We start from the raw sequence: 17,839 nt of genomic DNA on the forward strand, positions 1-17,839 counted from the left end.
CCCCCCCTTCTTCCGCCGCCCGCGTCAGTTTGTTATAGGAGCCCGCCCCGCCCCTCCCCCCCGCCCGGGGCCTCCCGCCTCGCGGGCTGGCCGGTCCTCGAGATGCCCACCGACCCCCCCGCCGCGGGCTTCGAGTCCCCGCCCCGCCACGCGGGCACCCTCAACTCCCGCCGCACCTCCGTCCTCGTCTACGACCTCGGCGGCGGCACCTTCGACGCCTCCCTCGTCGAGGCGACGGGCACCGCCCACACCGTCGTCGACTCCCGCGGCGACAACCTCCTCGGCGGCGACGACTTCGACATGGTGCTCGCGAAGACCGCGGTCGAGGCCGCCGGGCTGCGCCTCGCCGACCTCGCGGAGGACGAATGGATGCGGCTCCTCGACGAGGCGCGCATCGCGAAGGAGTCCCTCGCCCCTCAGACGCGCGCGATTTCCATCGACGTGCGCGGCGTCGACGTCTCCGTGCCCGTCTCCGCCTACTACGACGCGGCGACCGCCCTCGTCGACCACACGCTCGAGGTCCTCGATCCGCTCCTCGCCGATTCCGAGGACGGCCGCGTCCTCCCCGACTCCGTCGCCGGCCTCTACGTCGTCGGCGGCGCCTCGCAGCTCCCGCTCGTCTCGCGGATCCTCCGCGCCCGCTTCGGGCGGCGCGTCCACCGCTCGCCCCACACCGCGGGGTCGACCGCCATCGGCCTCGCCATCGCGGCCGACGAGGGCGCGGGCTACTCCGTCACCGACCGGCTCTCGCGCGGCGTCGGCGTCTTCCGCGAGATCGACGCCGGACAGGCGGTCTCCTTCGACCCGCTGCTCCCCCCGGACGCCCGGTGGACGCCCGGCGCCCGGACGGTCGTCACGCGCCGATACCGCGCCGCCCACAACCTCGGCTACTACCGCTTCGTCGAATACCGCCAGGCCGACGCCTTCGGCGTGCCGCGCGGCGAGGTCGCGCCCTGCGGGGAACTCCTCATGCCCTTCGATCGGAATCTCCAGCAGGTCGGCGTCGACCTCACGCGCGTCGCCGTCATTCGGACGGAGCGCGGTCCCCTCGTCGAAGAGCGCTACGCGGTCGACGAGAACGGCATCGTCGACGTCGAGATCGTCGACGTCGAATCGGGCTTCACCGCCTCGGCGCGGCTCGGACGCTGACGCCGCGCTGAAGACGCGGAGGGGACGCCGACCGGAGTCGGCGCCCCCTCCGCGCCCCTGAAGGCGGGAAGACTCAGGAGGCCGAGCGCTTGCGGCGGCGACGCTCGGCGAGTTCGTCGACGTGCTCGCCGAGGCGCTCGATCGGCAGGTCGGCGAGCGTTCCCTCGACCTCGCGCCACACGCGCCCGACGGCGATGCCGAAGACGCCCTGCCCGCCCTGGAGGAGGTCGATGACCTCGTCGGTCGACGTGCACTCGTAGACGGAGGCGCCGTCGCTCATGAGCGTGATCGAGGCGAGGTCGTCCACTCCCCTGTCCTGGAGCTGGACGACGGCGGTGCGCACCTGCTGGAGGGAGACGCCGGTGTCGAGGAGCTTCTTCACGATCTTGAGGACGAGGATGTCCTTGAACGAGTAGAGGCGCTGCGAGCCCGAGCCGCGCGCCGCGCGAACCGAGGGCTGAAGCAGGCCGGTGCGCGCCCAGTAGTCGAGCTGGCGGTACGTGATGCCGGCCGCCGTGCAGGCGACGGGTCCGCGATAGCCGAGATCGTCGCCCTCGAGTCCTTCGAGGGGGTCGCCGAAGAGCATGGCCTGCCGCGTCGCGGCTTCACGGGGTTCGGCGCTCACGGAGCACTCCTTCGAAGGGATCGATCGTTGACGGTGACTCCACGCTAGGCGCTGGGCGGGGGTCGGTCAACGATCCACGCGGCGAGCCTCACCTTCAAGTAGAGGTCGAGGGTTTCAGCCGCCGCTCGACTGCAGCTGGGAGAGGCTGACGCGCAGGAGTTCGCGGTGGAGATCGGCGAGGAGCTCGCCGCACTCCCCCACGAGGGCGTGAGCACGTTCGACGTCGCCGGAGCGGCGCCGGGAGGTCTGGGAGGAGACCGTCTGGTCGACGATGTCCGCGCTCCGCTCGGCGCCGGTGCGCACGGAGCGCAGGAGGCGCGCGTCGAAGCCCTGGGCCTCGAGCTGGACGAGGATCTGGACGATCTGGAGGGCACGTGCCGGGAAGTACCCGGCGATGTCGGGGGCGATGATCCCGAGGCGCACGTAGCGCTCGAGCCCGTCGAGGTCGACCCCCGTGAGATCGGAGAGATCGCGCGCGGAGATGGAGCGGGCGTTCGAGGGGGCGACGACCCGGCCCTCGGAGGCGACGACGCGCGCCGAACGGGCCGTCTCGACCTCGTGACCGGCGTCGAGGGCGCGGAGCTGGTCCCCGATGACCTTGAGCGGCGTGAACGAGTCGCGCTGCGCGGCGAGGACGAAGCGGAGGCGCTCGATGTCGGCCCGCGAGTACTTCCGGTAGCCGGCGCCCGTGCGGGCCGGCGTCACCAGCCCCTGCTCCTCGAGGAAGCGGACCTTCGAGAGGGTGATGGCGGGGAACTCCGCCTTGAGCTCGCCGACGACCTGCCCGATCGAGTGCACGGGACGACGATCCGCCCCGCGCGGCCAGGGCTCGGGAGCGGACTGCGGGGCGGCGAGGGACTCCGCCGCGCTCATGCCGTGCGCGTCGAGGGCTGGTAGGTGAGGCGGTACTTGCCGATCTGGACCTCGTCGCCGGCCTTGAGACGCACCTGATCGACGCGTTCGCGGTTGACGTAGGTGCCGTTGAGGGAGCCGGAGTCGCGGACGACGTGGCCGCCGTCCTCGGCGATGAACTGGCAGTGCTTGCGCGAGACGGTGACGTCGTCGAGGAAGATGTCCGACTTCGGGGAGCGCCCGGCGTACGTCACCTCGGGGTCGAGGAGGAATCGGGCGCCGGTGTTCGGACCGCGCTGGACGATGAGGAGCGCCGAACCGGCGGGGAGGGCCTCGACGGCCTCGCGATCGCGCGCGGAGAGGACGACCGGGGAATCGGTCTGGTCCTCCGCGGGCGACAGTCCGAATACGGATGTGGCGGTCGGATCGAAGTCCTGCGACGGCTCCATCGTCCCTCCCTGGTCGGCGACTGGTGATGTTGGGGTCAGTCTAGGCGCTCGAACCCGAATCCACCCGATCGACGGGTCATTCGGACTTCGCGACCTCGGCGTACTTCGGTTCGAGGACGGTGGCGACCGACTCGATGACGAGGTCGTCGGACTCCGTGATCGAGACCTTCGCGCCCTTCGCGCGCATCTGCGCGGCCGAGCCCGCCTGGATCTCGAGCGCCGTGGAGATCGTCTGCGCGTCGCCGACGATCCGCCAGTCGTAGGGCGAGGAGATCGTCGTGCCGTCGACCGAGACGACCCCGTCGCGCGAGGTGAAGGCCGAGCGGGTCGAGAGGCGCACCCCGTTGAGCTCGATCGCCTCCGCGCCCGCGTTGCGCAGCTCCCCCAGCGTCATGACGAATTCGGTCGCCGACAGGGCGTCGGCGTCGTCGCTCACGCGCATGAGGACGCCCGGCCCGTGGACGGCGACGGTGCCGGCGTTGATGCGCGCCTGCTGGTCGGCCTTGCGGGCGGCCTCCGCCGCGGCCTCCTGTTCGGACGCTGCGTTCTCGAGTTCGGCGACCTGGGATTGGAGGGAGCTTCTCTCCTTGCGCAGGGAGTCCTCCTGGGCGTTGAGCTCGGAGAGGAGGACGACGAGGTCGTCCTGGGAGAGCGAGTCGAGGGGGTCGGAGCGCTGGGCGCGGACCTGGGTGACGAGGGCGAAGCCGAGGACGAGGCAGATGACGAGGAGGAGCACGTGCATCGCGCGGGGCGCGGCGAAGACGGCGCGGCCGATGCGGGGCAGGAGCGGACCCCCGCGGTCCCTGTCGTCGTGGTGCGGCTCGATGACGGGCGAGGACATGTCAGGCCTTGAAGATCAGTCGGCGGATCGACGCCGTGTTCGAGAAGATGCGGATGCCGAGGACGACGACGACCGCGGTCGTCATCGCGGAGCCGACGCCGAGCTGTGTTCCGAGGAGGACGAGGAGGCAGGCGACGACGACGTTCCAGAAGAACGACATGACGAAGACCCGGTCGTGGAAGGCTCCTTCGAGCCAGGCCCTCGTCGCGCCGAAGAGGGCGTCGAGCCCCGCGACGACGGCGACCGGGAGGAACGGCTGGAGCCAGGTCGGCACCGTCGGGTCGATGTAGAGGCCGAGGAGGATCCCCACCGCCAGTCCGATGATCGCGAGCACGTCAGTTCCCTTCGTTCGATGGGATCGCCTCGGCCTCGCGAGTCGTGCGCAGGTCGAGGCCGGGCAGTTCGAGGGTCGAGTCGGCGGCGGTCTTCACGGTGATCCCGTTGACCGATTCCGCGCTCGAGAGGAAGTCGCCCGTTGATCCGCGCACGAGGGCGACGGAGAGGGCGTTGGCGTCGCCGATCGCGCTCACCTCGTAGGGCGATTGGACGGGCGTGATGTTGACGAGGATCACCGAGCCGGCGGTCCGGATGAAGGTTCCCGGGCCGATCCGGATGCCGTTGATCGCGATGGCCTCGGCGCCGGCGGACCACAGGGCGTTGACGACGACGTTGAGGTCGAGGTCCCGCACCGCCCCGCGCGTCCCCTTCGCGAGGGTCGTGGCGGACTCGGAGTCCTTGAGGGTGACGACGAGGCCGGGGCCGTCGACCGGAGTGAGGGAGTTGGCGAGCGCGAGGTTCGGATCGAGCGCGGGGACCGCCCCCTGCGTTCCGACCGCGGCGTTCACCCTGGCGGAGAGCGACTGGACGTCGTCCTGGAGGGCTTCGACGGTCGCGCGCTTCGACTGGGCCTGATCGACGAGGACCGAGGCGGCCGAGTGGGCGTTGGCGTCGCGCAGGGCGCCGACCGCGGCGACCGAGCCGAGTCCGAGGGCGAGCGAGAACAGGAGGACGAGAAGCCGCTGCCACCAGCGCAGGAGGCCGTGGGCCTGCTCAGCGTGGTCGGTGTACCCGGCGTCGAGCGGGTTGGAGAGCAGCTGCGTGAGCAGCGACATCGAGGCCGCGGGGTCGCATCCTCCTCCCCGCTTCGGCTCGCGTTCGGGTTCGCTCATCGCTTCGCCCACCGCTCCTGGACGCGCAAGGACCGCCGAGCGTCGTCGGCGTGCTCGACGAGGAGGCGCGCGAGAGGCGCTGGGGCGTCCGGGTGGGCGGCGAGCCAGGCGTCGACCCGGTCGACGCGATCGGTCCGCGAGGCCTCGTCCTCGAGGTCGACGCCGCCGAGGAGGGCGCCGCGGACGTAGCGGATGCCGAGTCCGATCGTGCGGGAGTTCCAGAAGGACTCGAGGGCGTCGAGCGCGCGGGGGACGACCGACTCGCCGGTGCGCGTCGACATCGCGAGGCCCGCGAAGGCGGCGCTCAGGCGGTCGTTGACGGCGCCGGGCCCGGTGATGAGCGCCCATGCCTCCTCGAGGGCGTCGGCGTCGGGAAGGGCGGCGCGGGCGCGGACGAGGTGACGGGCCGCCTCACCGGTCGGGGCGGCGGCGTAGGCGGCCTCGAGGGCGTCGCGGTCGAGGAGGCCGCGGGCGGCGAGGGCCGCGCGCGCGAGCCAGCCCGTATCCGTCGAGGCGTCGGCGATGCCGCGGACGACGGCGATCGCCTCCTCGTCCGCAGCGGTCGGAAGAAGCGCGATGAGGGCGCGCGTCCACGTTCGCGCGCGATCGGCGGGGGCGGACCGCGCGATTCGGATCGCGGCGCGCTCGAAATCTCGGGCGAACTCGGGGCGCGCCGAACCGGGGAGGAAGGAGAGGATCGCGTCGCGGGCCATCGCGACGAGCCGGTCGGCGAGCGTCTCATCGGCTTCGGCCTCGGCGGCGCGCAGCGCGGCGGGGATGAAACGTCGCGGATCGAGGAGTCCGTCGCGCAGGGCGTTCCAGAGCGACGCCCAGACGACGCAGCGCGTCGTGAGGTCGGGGCAGGTCGGGAGGAAGGCGAGCGCCGTGTCGGTCGAGCGCGCGTCGAGGCGCGAGACCGCGTACGTGAGGTCGCCGTCGTTGACGACGACGAGGTCGAGGTCGGCGGCCGCGCCCGGATGCGCGAGGACGCCCTTGGGGTCGATGTCGGCGCTCGCCCCGGTCATTCGGACGTCGAAGGCGTTCCGCTGGACGAGGGTCCCGCCCTCGACCGCCCAGGTCGAGACTGCGAGGCGGTGGGGGCGGATCCCCGGCTCCGGGCCCTCGTCGACGAGTCGGAACGCGCGCACCGCCCCGGCCTCGTCGACCTCCCAGGAGGCGGCGAGGACGGCCGGTCCCGACGTGCGCAGCCACGCGTCGACCCATCCGCCGAGGTCCTCGCCCGAGGACTCCTCGAGGCAGGCGACGAGGTCGGAGAGGGTCGCGGAGGAGAAGGCGTGGCGGCGGAAGTACTCGCGGGCGCCGGCGAAGAAGGCGTCCTCCCCCACCCAGGCGACGAGCTGGTTGAGGACGGCGGCGCCCTTCGCGTAGGTGATCCCGTCGAAGTTCGTCTTCGCCGCTCCGACGTCGGGGATATCGGCGGCGATCGGGTGGGTCGTCGGCATCTGGTCCTGCTCGTAGGCCCACACCTTGCGCCCGACGGCGAAGGCGGCCCGCTCCCCCGCGTACTCGGTCGCGCGTGCGGCGGCCATCGCGCCCTGGTTCTCGGCGAAGGACTCCTTGAGCCAGAGGTCGTCCCACCACTTCGGCGTGACGAGGTCGCCGAACCACATGTGGCACATCTCGTGGAGGATCGTGTTCGCCCGCTTCTGTCGCTCGGCGAAGGTCGGCGCTTCGCGCGAGAGGTAGGTTTCGGTGAAGGTCACGCACCCGGGGTTCTCCATCGCCCCGAGGTTGTACTCGGGGACGAAGACCTGGTCGTAGGTCCCCCACGGGTAGGTCGTCCCGTAGACGGAGTGGTAGAAGTCGAGTCCGGCGCGGGTGACGGCGAGGAGATCCTCGGAGTCCATCGAGGGCGCGAGGGCCGAGCGGCACAGGAGCCTCAGGGGGACGTCGATGCGCGCCGAGTCGGCCGCGCCGCCGCTCCAGACTCCGCCGTCGACGACCGCCCACTCGCCCGCGACGACCGCGGTGATGTAGCTCGAGAGCGGTCGCGTCTCCGCGAAGGTCCGACGGGTCCCGCCCTCGACCTCTTCGACGGACTCCTCGGCTCCGTTCGAGACGACGACCCAATCGGCCGGCGCGTCGACGACGAATGTCCAGCGCGCCTTGAGATCGGGCTGGTCGAAGCAGGGCCAGGCACGGTGCGCGTCGTTGGGCTCGAACTGCGTGTAGAGGTAGACGCGGGAGTCCTCCGGATCGACGTAGCGGTGGAGGCCCTCGCCGGTGCGCGAATAGCGGCACAGCGCGGAGACCTCCACCTCGACCTCGCGTCCGATCGGGAGGCCCTCGAGGGCGAGGTGCTCGTCCTCGTGACGGACCTCGCGCTCCTCGCCGTCGATCCGCAGCGCCTCGACCTCTCCGGCGACGTCGAGGAACGTCGACTCAGTGCGCGCGGTCAGTCGGAGGATCGAACGGACAGGGAAGACCACCGCATCCGCTTCTCCCGCCCCTCGAAGGTCGAGTTCGACGCGCACGGTCTCGAGGGCGATCGCGTCGGCGCGCTCGAGGGCTTCAATCCGGGAGAGAGGTCGCATGGCTCCGAGTCTAGGGGCGCGCCACCGGCTCCGGCGCAGCGGGTCGGGCGAGTCTCGGCGGTAGAGTTTCCGCCATGAGCTCCGTCGCCGACATCCGCCCCTCCGTCGCCCCACTCCCCCTGTCCCTCGCCCTCGAGGGTATCGCGACCTCCGCGATCCTCTCGTCCGCGGGCGCTCCGCTCGACGACGCCGCGATCGGCGCGATCGAGGTGAGCGGCGCGACGGTGAGTTCGAACGACTGCGCGCCCGGCTGGATCTTCATCGCGATCCCCGGACTCACCCAGCACGGCGTCCGCTTCGCTCGGGCCGCCCACGAGGCCGGGGCGACCGTTCTTCTCACCGACGACGAGGGCGCGGCGAAGGCGCGCGAGGACGGGATCGACATGCCCGCGGTCGTCGTCGAGGATCCGCGCTCGGCCGCCGCGATCCTCGCCCGCACGATCCTCGGCGCGCCGGCCGAGAGGCTCACGACCCTCGCCGTCACCGGAACGAACGGGAAGACGACGACGTCCTTCCTCATGCGCGCCGCTCTCGGCGTCGCATTCGACGACGCGGCCCTGTGCGGCACGGTCGAGACGCGGATCGGGTCGCTGCGCTTCCGCTCCGACCAGACGACCGCCGAGGCGCCCGTCGTTGAGCGCTTCCTCGCCCTGGCCCTCGAGAAGGGGCTCGGCGCCGCGGTCATCGAGACGAGTTCGCACGCCCTGAGCTTCGGACGGGTCGACGGCGTCGTCTTCGACGTCGCCGCCTTCACCAACCTCCAGCACGACCACCTCGACTACTACGGCGATATGGAGCACTACTTCGCCGCGAAGAAGGAGCTCTTCATGCCCGTCCACTCGAAGCGCGGCGTCGTTTGCGTCGACGACGAGTGGGGCAAGCGGCTCGCCGCCGAGGCCGAGGTCCCCGTCGTCACGGTCTCCGCCCTTACGGACGCCGAGGCCGACTGGCGCGTCGAGGACGTCCATCCGGACACTTCGATCGGGCGCGTCGTCTTCGCCCTCGTCGATCCGGATGGGGCGCGCCACCGCGTCGAGATGCCGATCCTCGGGGACGTCAACGTCCAGAACACCGCGGTCGCGGTCGTGTCCGTCGCCCAGCTCGGGTACGACGTCGACGCCGTCATCGAGGCGCTCGAGGGCGCCGAGCAGATCCCCGGGCGCATGGAGAAGGTCAACCCCGAGCCCGGCAACCAGCCGCTCGTCATCGTCGACTACGCGCACACCCCCGAAGCCCTCGAATGGACGCTCCGCTCGACCCGGGCGCTCACCGCGGGCGAGCTCCACATCGTCTTCGGAACCGACGGCGACCGCGACGCGTCGAAGCGCGAGGAGCTCGCCGCCATCGCCGCGCGCGAGGCGGACCGCCTGTGGGTGACCGACGAGAACCCGCACACCGAGGACCCCCAGTCGATCCGCGACTACCTCCTGCGCGGCATCGCCTCGGTCCGGCCCGACATGGCGGGCGTCGTCGAGACGACGACGTGCCGTCGCGACGCCGTGCGCCGCGCGATCCTCGCCGCCCGGCCCGGCGACACGGTGATCATCACCGGCAAGGGAGCCGAGTGGTACCAGGACATCGAGGGGATCAAGCACGAGTACAACGACGTCCCCGTCGCCCGCGAGGTCCTCAAGTACGACCTGCGCTCGCACGTGTGAGATCCGCCCGGCGGACGGCCGGATCGCCGTTCGGCGCGGCCGTCCCCGTAGGATGGGCGGGTGACTGACGATTTCTCGCCCGAATACGCGCCCGAGACGGTGAACGACGACCTCGCCGAGGCTCTCTCCCCCGAGGAGACCGAGCTGCGCGCCGCCCAGATGCGGCGCAACCTCGAGCTCTTCGACCTCGACGAGGAGGATCTCGCCCTCCTCGACTCCGATGCCGAGGACCTCCGGGACGAGGGACCCGAGGCCGGTCTCCCCGTCCTCGCGATCGTCGGGCGGCCCAACGTCGGCAAGTCGACCCTCGTCAACCGGATCCTCGGTCGGCGCGAGGCCGTCGTCCAGGACACCCCGGGCGTCACCCGCGACCGCGTCTCCTACCCCGCCGAATGGGCGGGGCGCGACTTCACGGTCGTCGACACCGGCGGCTGGGAGGTCGACGTCAAGGGCATCGATCGGTCCGTCGCCGAGCAGGCGGAGATCGCCGTCGACCTCGCCGACGCCGTCCTCCTCGTCCTCGACGCGACCGTCGGCGTCACCGCCTCCGACGAGCGGATCGTCGAGATGCTCCGCTCGAAGGGCAAGCCGGTCGTCCTCGCCGCGAACAAGGTCGACTCCCCCATGCAGGAGGCGGACGCCGCCTACCTGTGGAGCCTCGGCATGGGCGAGCCCCACCCGATCTCCGCGCTCCACGGCCGCGGCACCGGAGACCTCCTCGACGCCGTGCTCGAGGTCCTTCCCGCTCAGTCCGCCGTCGCGACCGCCCTGCCGAAGGGCGGGCCGCGCCGCGTCGCCCTCGTCGGCCGTCCGAACGTCGGCAAGTCCTCGCTCCTCAACGCCCTCGCGCGCGCCGAGCGCGTCGTCGTCGACGACCTCGCGGGCACGACCCGCGATCCCGTCGACGAGCTCGTCGAGCTCGACGGGCGCCTCTGGTGGTTCGTCGACACCGCCGGCATCCGCCGCAAGATGCACCGGACGACCGGCGCCGACTACTACGCGTCGATCCGCACGCAGGCCGCCCTCGAGAAGGCCGAGGTCGCCCTCGTCCTCTTCGACGGCTCCCAGCCGCTCACCGAGCAGGACGTCCGCGTCGTCCAGCAGGTCGTCGACGCCGGCCGCGCCCTCGTCATCGTGACGAACAAGTGGGACCTCGTCGACGAGGAGCGCCAGAAGGAGATCAAGTCCGAGATCGAGCGCGAGCTCGTCCAGGTCGGCTGGGCCCCGCGGATCAACCTCTCGGCGAAGACCGCCTGGCACACGAACCGCATCGCCCGCGCGCTCGACACCGCGTTCGAGGGCTGGGAGACCCGTATCCCGACCGGGCGCCTCAACGCCTTCCTCGGCCAGCTCGTCGCCGCGCACCCGCATCCGCTGCGCGGCGGCAAGCAACCGCGCATCCTGTTCGGCACGCAGGCGCAGAGCCGCCCGCCCCGCTTCGTCCTCTTCACGACCGGCTTCCTCGACCCGGGCTACCGCCGCTTCATCGAGCGGCGCCTCCGCGAGGAGTTCGGCTTCGAGGGCACCCCCATCCAACTCTCGATGCGCGTGCGCGAGCGCAGGAGGAAGTGACATGAGCGACCACGGCTTCCAGCTCATCGCCATCGCGATCTACTTCGCGATGATGCTCTCGATCGGCTGGTACGCGTACCGGCGGACCCGGAGTTTCGACGGGTACATGCTCGCCGAGCGCGGCCTCTCCCCCGTCGTCGCCGCCCTGTCCGCGAACGCGGCGGACATGTCGGCGTGGCTCCTCATGGGCCTGCCCGGCGCGATCTACGCCTCCGGCCTCTACGAGTCGTGGATCGCGATCGACCTCACGATCGGCGCGTGGCTCAACTGGAAGTTCGTCGCCCCGCGCCTGCGCGCGTACTCGGAGATCGCGGAGAACTCGATCACGATCCCGTCCTTCCTCGCCAACCGTCACGGCGAGGGCGGCAGGCCGCTGCGGATCGCGGCGGCGCTCGTCATCCTCGTCTTCTTCACCTTCTACGTGTCCTCCGGCATGGTCGCCGCCGGCAAGTTCTTCGAGGCGAGCTTCGGGCTCCACTACCTCGTCGGCATGCTCATCGTCGCCGCGATCACCCTCGTCTACACGGCCTTCGGCGGCTTCCTCGGCGCGACCCTCACGGACGTCGCCCAGGGACTCCTCATGCTCGCCGCTCTCATCTGCGTCCCCGTCGTCGCCCTCGTCGACCTCGGCGGCTTCGGCCCCGCGGCCGATGCGATGCGGGCGATCAACCCCGACGCCCTCAACCTCTTCGCCGGCTGGCACGACAAGGGTCCGCTCCTGTGGATCATCGGCGTCATCTCGACGGCCGCCTGGGGCCTCGGCTACTTCGGTCAGCCGCACATCATCGTCCGCTTCATGGCGCTGCGCTCCCCGCGCGAGGCGGCCGTCGCCCGCCGGATCTCGTTCCTCTGGATGGTCGCGACCGCCTTCGGCGCGATCTCGACCGCGCTCATCGCCATCGGCTGCATCGGCCGGCACCCCGAGTTCACCCTCTCCGATCCGGAGACCGTGTTCCTCACGATGTCGAGGATCTTCCTCCACCCCTTCGTCGCGGGCTTCATCCTCGCCGCCGTCCTCGCGGCGATCATGTCGACGATGTCGAGCCAGCTCGTCGTCTGCTCCTCCGCCCTCGTCGAGGATCTCCTCGCCCTCACGGGGCGCGTGTGGTCGCCCCAGCGCAAGCTGTTCCTCGGCCGCGTCGGCGTCCTCATCGTCGCGCTCGTCGCGATGATGCTCGCCCTCGACAAGAACAACGCGATCCTCGGGCTCGTCGCCTTCGCCTGGGCGGGATTCGGCGCGTCCTTCGGACCGCTCCTCCTCCTCAGCCTCTACTGGAGGCGCCTCACGTCGACCGGAGCCTTCGCCGGCCTCGTCTCCGGCGCGGTGATGACCTACGTGTGGGGCACGGTCGACGTCCTGTCGAACGCGATGTACGAGATCGTCCCCGGCTTCCTCCTCAACCTCGTCGTCGCGGTCCTCGTGTCGCGCCGGACCTGGCGGCCGAATCCGGAGGTCGACGCCCAGTTCGACGCCATGGAGAAGGCGCTCTCCAGGAGCTGAGCCCCGACCTCGTCGATCCTGCTGCGCGGCGGCGGCCGCGGGGCCATGATGGAACGCGCCCGGGCGCCCGGGCCCGACTCCAGGAGGCCCCATGACCACCCACCGCGACGAGGCGGGACGCCTCATCGTCACCGCCCACGCAGAGGCCGTCGAGGTCGCGACCTCGCCCGAGGTCTTCTCCTCGAAGGTCTCGCGATTCCTCCAGGTGCCCAACGGGCTCGATGGCGCCGAGCACGCCGAGATGCGGCGGATCCTCGACCCCTTCCTCGACGCGGAGACGATCGGCCGCGCCGAACCCGCCCTCGCCGAGGTCGCGCGCGAGGTCGTCGCGTGGCTGCCCGAGGGAGTCGTCGACGCGGTGACCGGATTCGGGTCGCTCTTCGCGGTCCGGGGAGCTCGAGCGGACGCGCGCGGTCGCCGAGCGCTTCGACGCGATCATCCGCTCGCTCCTCGAGGAGCGGCGCGCGCCGGGAGTCCCCCGCGACCTCACGACGGATCTCATGGCGGTGACGAAGGAGGACGGGACTCCCCTGTCGGACGCCGAGCTCGTCTCGATCCTGCGGAACTGGCCGGGCGGGGACCTCGGGTCGCTCGCGCTCTGCCTCGGCGTCCTCGTCGCCCGGCTCATCGCCCACCCTGAGGACCAGGACGCGTGGCGCGCCGCCGACGACGCGACGCTCGACACCTTCATCGACGAAGCCCTCCGCATCGACGACCCCTTCACGTCGAATCGCCGGGTCGCCGCGTGCCCGCACATGCTCGGCGAGCACGCCCTCGAGACCGGAGACCGTCTCGTCATCCACTGGACGAGCGCGAACCGGGACCCCGAGGCCTTCGGCGATCCCGACGAGTTCCGACCGGCCGAGAACGCGGCGAAGAACCTTGTCTACGGGATCGGCCCCCACGTCTGCCCGGGTCGCGGCCTCGCGACGACCGAATTGAGGGTGGCGATCCGGGCGCTCCTCGATCGATTCGACCTCGCCGAGGGTGGTGCGGGTACGAGGGCGAGCGAGCCCCTCGGCGGATGGGAGTCGATGCCCGTGCGCCTGCTCGCCCGCTCGCGCTCCTGAGGCGCCACGGCCCCGGGGACGCCCCGGGGCGCGTGCGCCGCGTTCTCAGGCGGCCGGTCGGCAGGATCCGAGGCGGAGGAGCTCGTCGCCCTCGATGACGATCGCGCCCCAGCGCGAGACTGGCCGGAATGCCGAGACGTCGGCGTTGGCGAAATCCGTGAACCAACGGGCCCCCTCGCGCCCGTCGACGAGCAGCGCGGTCGCAAGGGCATCGGCGAGGCCCGCGTCCGGCCCGACGACGGTCGCCTGGCGGGCCCGTGAGCCGAGGCCCATGCGGCCGGTGACGTGCCCGGTCTGCTGGGCGTAGCCGGAGGTCGCGACGGCCCCCTTCGCTCCCTCGGCGTCGACGAGGGGCGCGGCGTCGCCCGTCGCCCGGGAGGGCCTACGCTCGTCCCCGTGGCGCCGAGGGCGCCGAGGAAGGAAGAGTCTCATGCTGCAGTGGACGACGACGTCGACGCCCATCGGGGACGTCCTGCTCGTAGCGACGGATGAGGGACTCGTCCGCGTCGCCTTCGCCCTCGAAGGATTCGACGAGGTCCGCGCACGGGTCGCCGAGCGCCTCGGCGAGGAGCCGGTCGAGAACGCCGAGGCCCTCGCGGGAGCCGTGACCCAGCTCGGCGAGTACTTCACGGGTGCGCGCCGCGCGTTCGACCTTCCCCTCGATTGGTCGCTCTCCTCCGGCTTCTACGCCGAGGTCGAGCGCCTCCTTCCCGAGATCCCCTACGGGACGACGCTCACGTACTCGGGGCTCGCTGAGAAGGCGGGACGACCGAGGGCCCATCGCGCCGCCGCCTCGGCCTGCGCGCGCAATCCGCTTCCCCTCGTCGTGCCCTGCCACCGAGTGACCCGACGGGACGGATCCTTCGGCGGGTACCTCGGAGGGCTCGACGCGAAGCGGTACCTCCTCGACTTCGAGGCCGGTCGACTCCCCTCCTGAGGTTCGCCGCCCCGCCCTCGTCGATTCCGCATCCTCCGCCCTCGTCCTCCTTCGCGATCGACGAGGGCGGACGCGCATTCCCTTCCCATCGGGCTATACATGCGTATAGCGTTTGAGACATGCGTTCAACAGCGATCGCAGGGGACCGGCCGGCCGCCGATCTCACCGCGCAGGCGCGCATCCGCGACGCCGCCATTTCGGCGTTCGCGCACGAGGGCTTCGGCGCCTCCGTGCGGACGATCGCCGAGCGCGCCAGGGTCTCCCCCGGCCTCATCACCCACCACTTCGGCTCGAAGGCGGGACTGCGCGCCGACTGCGACGCCGAGGTCCTCCGCCGCTACATGGAGATCGAATCCACCGGCATCGACCGGCCGACCGCCTATCTCCTCGACTTCCTCGCCGTGCCCGGCCCGATGGCCGAGCTCCTCGTCTACATGCTGCGCGCGATCGGCGACGGAGGCGCGCCCGCGAGGGAGTTCCTCGATCGGCTTGTCGACTCCATGCGCGAGCCGATGCGCCTCAGCGTCGAGGCGGGGCTCATCAGGCCCTCGAGGGACGAGGAGGCGCGACTGCGCTACCTCGCCGCACAGGGCATGGGCGCGCTGCTCATCCGCTTCCTCACCGCCCCCGATCAGTCGCCCGACGCCTTCGTCGCGTCCCTGTCCGACGTGCGCTCCGACGAGATCCTCCCCTCGCTCGAGCTCTACACCGAGGGGCTCCTCGCCGACCCCTCGGTGCTCGACCAGTACCTCGCCCACATCGCCTCCGCCGACTCGCGCGGAGGCGCCCATCCGGAGTAGGCGATTCCGCCTCCCCGCCCGCCCATGAGAGAAGGAGGACCCCGTGTCCCCTGCAGAATCCGCGATCACCGTTCGCGGCCTCGTGAAGAACTTCGGAAAGGTCCGCGCGCTGCGCGGCCTCGACCTCGACGTGCCCGCCGGCTCCGTCACCGGGTTCCTCGGGCCCAACGGATCGGGCAAGACGACGACGATCCGCATCCTCCTCGGCCTCCTCAAGGCCGACGGCGGGTCCGCAACCCTCCTCGGCGGCGATCCCTGGAAGGACGCCGTGCGACTCCACCGCTCCCTCGCGTACGTGCCCGGCGACGTCACGCTCTGGCCGAACCTCACAGGCGGCGAGGCGATCGACATCCTCGTCCGCCTCTCCGGTCCCCTCGAGCCGAAGCGGCGCGAGGCGATGCTCGAGCGCTTCGAGCTCGATCCGTCGAAGAAGGCGCGCACCTACTCGAAGGGCAACCGTCAGAAGGTCGCCCTCGTCGCCGCGCTCGCCTCGCGCGCCGAGCTCCTCATCCTCGACGAGCCGACGAGCGGCCTCGATCCCCTCATGGAGGCGGCCTTCCAGGAATCGATCCGCGAGCTGAAGTCCGAGGGCCGCTCCGTCCTCCTCTCGAGCCACATCTTCTCCGAGGTCGAGAAGCTCGCCGACACCGTCGCGATCATCCGCGAGGGCGCGACGGTGGAGTCCGGGACGATGGCGGAGCTCCGTCACCTCACCCGCACGCAGGTGAGCCTCGTTCTCGCCCAGGATCCCTCCCCGCTCGCCTCGATGCCCGAGGTCCACGATCTCGAGGTCGAGGGGGATCGTGCGACCTTCGCCGTCGACGAGGCGGACCTCCCGACGGTCCTCGCCGCCGCATCGGCGCTCGGGCCGTCCTCGATCGTCGCGAACCCGCCCTCGCTCGAGGAGCTCTTCCTCCGCCACTACGGCGACGAGCTCGCGGCCCTCGGCACTGGGAACGGAGGCGCGCGATGAGCGCCCCGGCCCACGCCCTCCCCGTGACGACGGGGCGGGGCATCCCGGCGCGCAGCGCCGCCGGCCTGCCCGCGATGCTCCGGCTCGTGTGGCGGCGCAACCGTGTGCGCCTCCTCGTGTGGCTCCTCGTCATCGTCGGCATGTACGAGTACATCGCCGCCTACTACACAGACACCTTCACGACGCAGAAGTCGCTCGACGACTTCGCCGCATTGTCGGCGACCCCCGGCATGAAGGCGATCACCGGCCTCTCGGACGCGGCGAACACGATGGGCGGCGCCGTGTGGACGAAGGGGTGGATGACCGTCGTCCTCGCCCTCTCGATCGGCATCGTCTTCCTCGTCACGCGGACGGGGCGCGCCGACGAGGAGACGGGGCGGACCGAGCTCCTCCGCTCGAGGGTCCTCGGCATCCACGCGTACTCCGTCGCCTCCTGGATCTCCTACGCGATCCTCGCGCTCCTCGTCGGACTCGGCATGACCGGGGTGTCGGTCGCCAACCACCTCGATCCTGACGGGACGGGCATCGCGGGATCCCTCGTGCTCGGCGGCTCGGTGACGGGCATCGGCCTCGTCGGGCTCGGCGTCGGGGCGCTCGCAGGACAGCTCGCGCAGACCTCCCGCGGCGCGAACGCGCTCGGATCGGCGATCCTCGTCGGCCTCTACGTCGTCCGCATGATCGCCGACCTCGGCACCGAGGGTCTCTCGTGGCTCTCCCCCTACGGGTGGGGGCAGCGGATGCAGCCCTATGCGACGAACTCCTGGGGTCCTTTCGCGCTCATGATCGCCCTCGCCCTCGTCCTTCTCGCGGCCGCGTGGATCCTCGAGTCGCGTCGCGACTACGGCGTCGGCCTCCTGCCAGAAAGGCTCGGAAAGGCCGGAGCACCGAAGCGGTACGCCTCGCCGCTCGGCCTCGCGCTGCGCCTCGAGCGCAACGCGATCCTCGGGTGGACGATCGCGATCGCCCTGTGCGGGCTCATGTTCGGCTCGGTCGTCGAATCGATGACGAAGCTCCTCGACGACGCCGGCCCCAATGTCGACGCCCTTCTGTGCGGCTCGGGCGTCACCGCCCTCGTCGCCCGGCTCGTCTCGATGATGGCCCTCATCACCGTGATATTCGCGCTGCAGACGACGGTGAGCCTGCGCGGCGACGAGGCCACGGGGATCATCGAGCCCCAGCTCGCAGGCGCCGTCGGCCGACGCCGCTGGTCCTACGAGCGCCTCCTCATCCCCGCCGTGTGGTCGGCGGTCCTCCTCCTCATCGGCGGCGGCTTCGTCGGCGCGGTCTACGGCGCGTCGATCGACGACGCGTCTCAGGGCGGCCGTCTCGCCCTCGCGGCGCTCGCCTATTGGCCGGCGGTCATGGTGTACGTCGGGCTCGCCCTCGTTCTCTGGGCCTTCGTTCCGCGGATCTCCACGCCGATCGCCTGGGCGCTCATGGTGGCGACCTGGTTCCTCACGATGTTCGGCGAGGTCTTCGGGATCCCCGACAAGGTCCTCGACGCGCTCCCGCTCGCAGCGACGCCGTACCTCCCCTTCGAGGAATTCTCCTGGACGCCGATCCTCATCCTCATGGCGGTCGCGCTCGTCCTCGTCGTCATCGGCGTCGAGGGATTCTCCAGGAGGGATGTGAAGCCGGCCTGATCCGCCTTCGACGGGACGGGCGAGGAGCCCGGGCATACGATCGTC

The 17,839-nt window shown here is 71.4% G+C and carries 17 protein-coding genes; 9 read left to right on the forward strand and 8 right to left on the reverse strand.

Going from position 1 to position 17,839, the window contains the following annotated elements; translation table 11 throughout:
- Positions 1-102: 102 nt before the first annotated feature.
- Positions 103-1,149: an Hsp70 family protein gene (locus DY157_RS03840; protein ID WP_328587398.1), complete on the forward strand. Its 1,047-nt coding sequence runs from the start codon at positions 103-105 to the stop codon at positions 1,147-1,149.
- A gap of 73 nt (positions 1,150-1,222) precedes the next feature.
- Here the strand turns inward: DY157_RS03840 and DY157_RS03845 are convergent, their stop codons facing one another.
- The 7 genes from DY157_RS03845 to pepN all read right to left on the reverse strand — a co-directional run bounded on the left by DY157_RS03845 (position 1,223) and on the right by pepN (position 7,640).
- A complete protein-coding gene (locus DY157_RS03845; protein WP_115727300.1) occupies positions 1,223-1,774 on the reverse strand; it encodes a MerR family transcriptional regulator in 552 nt (183 codons plus the stop codon).
- Between the two features lie 114 nt (positions 1,775-1,888).
- Positions 1,889-2,647 carry a transcriptional regulator FtsR gene (gene ftsR / locus DY157_RS03850; RefSeq protein ID WP_115727301.1) on the reverse strand — a complete coding sequence of 253 codons (759 nt, stop codon included), beginning with the start codon at positions 2,645-2,647 and terminating at the stop codon, positions 1,889-1,891.
- Positions 2,644-3,075, reverse strand: a complete 432-nt coding sequence (locus DY157_RS03855) for an FHA domain-containing protein (RefSeq protein WP_115727302.1) — start codon at positions 3,073-3,075, stop codon at positions 2,644-2,646. The genes ftsR and DY157_RS03855 overlap by 4 nt, the downstream gene beginning before the upstream one ends.
- Before the next feature lie 76 nt (positions 3,076-3,151).
- Positions 3,152-3,916, reverse strand: a complete 765-nt coding sequence (locus tag DY157_RS03860) for a DUF881 domain-containing protein (protein ID WP_115727303.1) — start codon at positions 3,914-3,916, stop codon at positions 3,152-3,154.
- A 1-nt stretch (position 3,917) separates the two neighbouring features.
- Positions 3,918-4,250: a small basic family protein gene (locus DY157_RS03865; RefSeq protein ID WP_115727304.1), complete on the reverse strand. Its 333-nt coding sequence runs from the start codon at positions 4,248-4,250 to the stop codon at positions 3,918-3,920.
- Between the two features lies 1 nt (position 4,251).
- Positions 4,252-5,085 (reverse strand): DUF881 domain-containing protein, encoded by an 834-nt coding sequence (locus tag DY157_RS03870; protein WP_115727921.1) that lies wholly within the window; start codon positions 5,083-5,085, stop codon positions 4,252-4,254.
- Entirely contained in the window at positions 5,082-7,640 is a 2,559-nt protein-coding gene (gene pepN / locus DY157_RS03875; protein WP_115727305.1) for an aminopeptidase N, read from the reverse strand. Before pepN ends, DY157_RS03870 begins: the two co-directional genes overlap by 4 nt.
- A gap of 74 nt (positions 7,641-7,714) precedes the next feature.
- Here pepN and DY157_RS03880 point away from each other — a divergent pair, with 74 nt between their 5' ends.
- From DY157_RS03880 to DY157_RS03895, 4 genes are all read left to right on the forward strand, one after another.
- The gene (locus tag DY157_RS03880) at positions 7,715-9,298 is read left to right on the forward strand and encodes a UDP-N-acetylmuramoyl-L-alanyl-D-glutamate--2,6-diaminopimelate ligase (RefSeq protein ID WP_115727306.1); all 1,584 of its coding nucleotides are present in this window, start codon (positions 7,715-7,717) and stop codon (positions 9,296-9,298) included.
- A 60-nt stretch (positions 9,299-9,358) separates the two neighbouring features.
- Positions 9,359-10,870 (forward strand): ribosome biogenesis GTPase Der, encoded by a 1,512-nt coding sequence (gene der / locus DY157_RS03885; protein WP_456236500.1) that lies wholly within the window; start codon positions 9,359-9,361, stop codon positions 10,868-10,870.
- A gap of 1 nt (position 10,871) precedes the next feature.
- Positions 10,872-12,371, forward strand: a complete 1,500-nt coding sequence (putP, locus tag DY157_RS03890; protein ID WP_115727307.1) for a sodium/proline symporter PutP — start codon at positions 10,872-10,874, stop codon at positions 12,369-12,371.
- A gap of 500 nt (positions 12,372-12,871) precedes the next feature.
- Positions 12,872-13,441, forward strand: coding sequence for a cytochrome P450 (locus DY157_RS03895; protein WP_115727308.1), 570 nt, complete (start codon positions 12,872-12,874; stop codon positions 13,439-13,441).
- Positions 13,442-13,486: 45 nt separating this feature from the next.
- Here the strand turns inward: DY157_RS03895 and DY157_RS03900 are convergent, their stop codons facing one another.
- On the reverse strand, positions 13,487-13,873 hold the full coding sequence (locus DY157_RS03900; RefSeq protein ID WP_160159440.1) for a hypothetical protein: 387 nt from the start codon (positions 13,871-13,873) through the stop codon (positions 13,487-13,489).
- On the opposite strand from DY157_RS03900, the gene DY157_RS03905 reads away from it, so the two are divergent.
- The 4 genes from DY157_RS03905 to DY157_RS03920 all read left to right on the forward strand — a co-directional run bounded on the left by DY157_RS03905 (position 13,872) and on the right by DY157_RS03920 (position 17,794).
- On the forward strand, positions 13,872-14,378 hold the full coding sequence (locus DY157_RS03905; RefSeq protein ID WP_115727310.1) for a methylated-DNA--[protein]-cysteine S-methyltransferase: 507 nt from the start codon (positions 13,872-13,874) through the stop codon (positions 14,376-14,378). The two genes, DY157_RS03900 and DY157_RS03905, sit on opposite strands and share 2 nt — an antisense overlap.
- A 119-nt stretch (positions 14,379-14,497) precedes the next feature.
- Positions 14,498-15,178, forward strand: a complete 681-nt coding sequence (locus tag DY157_RS03910) for a TetR/AcrR family transcriptional regulator (protein WP_115727311.1) — start codon at positions 14,498-14,500, stop codon at positions 15,176-15,178.
- A 43-nt stretch (positions 15,179-15,221) separates the two neighbouring features.
- The gene (locus DY157_RS03915) at positions 15,222-16,151 is read left to right on the forward strand and encodes an ABC transporter ATP-binding protein (RefSeq protein ID WP_115727312.1); all 930 of its coding nucleotides are present in this window, start codon (positions 15,222-15,224) and stop codon (positions 16,149-16,151) included.
- Complete coding sequence (locus DY157_RS03920; RefSeq protein WP_115727313.1) at positions 16,148-17,794, forward strand: ABC transporter permease; 1,647 nt, start codon at positions 16,148-16,150, stop codon at positions 17,792-17,794. The genes DY157_RS03915 and DY157_RS03920 overlap by 4 nt, the downstream gene beginning before the upstream one ends.
- Positions 17,795-17,839: the final 45 nt, after the last annotated feature.

Source organism: Actinomyces culturomici, assembly GCF_900499005.1.
Classification (GTDB): Bacteria; Actinomycetota; Actinomycetes; order Actinomycetales; family Actinomycetaceae; genus Pauljensenia; species Pauljensenia culturomici.

Bases quoted from the DNA above. Each gene is read 5' to 3' on its own strand.
- DY157_RS03840 (WP_328587398.1), top strand. From the start codon at position 103: ATGCCCACCGACCCCCCCGCCGCGGGCTTCGAGTCCCCGCCCCGCCAC.
- ftsR (WP_115727301.1), bottom strand. From the start codon at position 2,647: ATGAGCGCGGCGGAGTCCCTCGCCGCCCCGCAGTCCGCTCCCGAGCCC.
- DY157_RS03855 (WP_115727302.1), bottom strand. From the start codon at position 3,075: ATGGAGCCGTCGCAGGACTTCGATCCGACCGCCACATCCGTATTCGGA.
- DY157_RS03860 (WP_115727303.1), bottom strand. From the start codon at position 3,916: ATGTCCTCGCCCGTCATCGAGCCGCACCACGACGACAGGGACCGCGGG.
- DY157_RS03870 (WP_115727921.1), bottom strand. From the start codon at position 5,085: ATGAGCGAACCCGAACGCGAGCCGAAGCGGGGAGGAGGATGCGACCCC.
- pepN (WP_115727305.1), bottom strand. From the start codon at position 7,640: ATGCGACCTCTCTCCCGGATTGAAGCCCTCGAGCGCGCCGACGCGATC.
- DY157_RS03880 (WP_115727306.1), top strand. From the start codon at position 7,715: ATGAGCTCCGTCGCCGACATCCGCCCCTCCGTCGCCCCACTCCCCCTG.
- putP (WP_115727307.1), top strand. From the start codon at position 10,872: ATGAGCGACCACGGCTTCCAGCTCATCGCCATCGCGATCTACTTCGCG.
- DY157_RS03895 (WP_115727308.1), top strand. From the start codon at position 12,872: ATGGCGGTGACGAAGGAGGACGGGACTCCCCTGTCGGACGCCGAGCTC.
- DY157_RS03905 (WP_115727310.1), top strand. From the start codon at position 13,872: ATGCTGCAGTGGACGACGACGTCGACGCCCATCGGGGACGTCCTGCTC.
- DY157_RS03900 (WP_160159440.1), bottom strand. From the start codon at position 13,873: ATGAGACTCTTCCTTCCTCGGCGCCCTCGGCGCCACGGGGACGAGCGT.
- DY157_RS03910 (WP_115727311.1), top strand. From the start codon at position 14,498: ATGCGTTCAACAGCGATCGCAGGGGACCGGCCGGCCGCCGATCTCACC.
- DY157_RS03920 (WP_115727313.1), top strand. From the start codon at position 16,148: ATGAGCGCCCCGGCCCACGCCCTCCCCGTGACGACGGGGCGGGGCATC.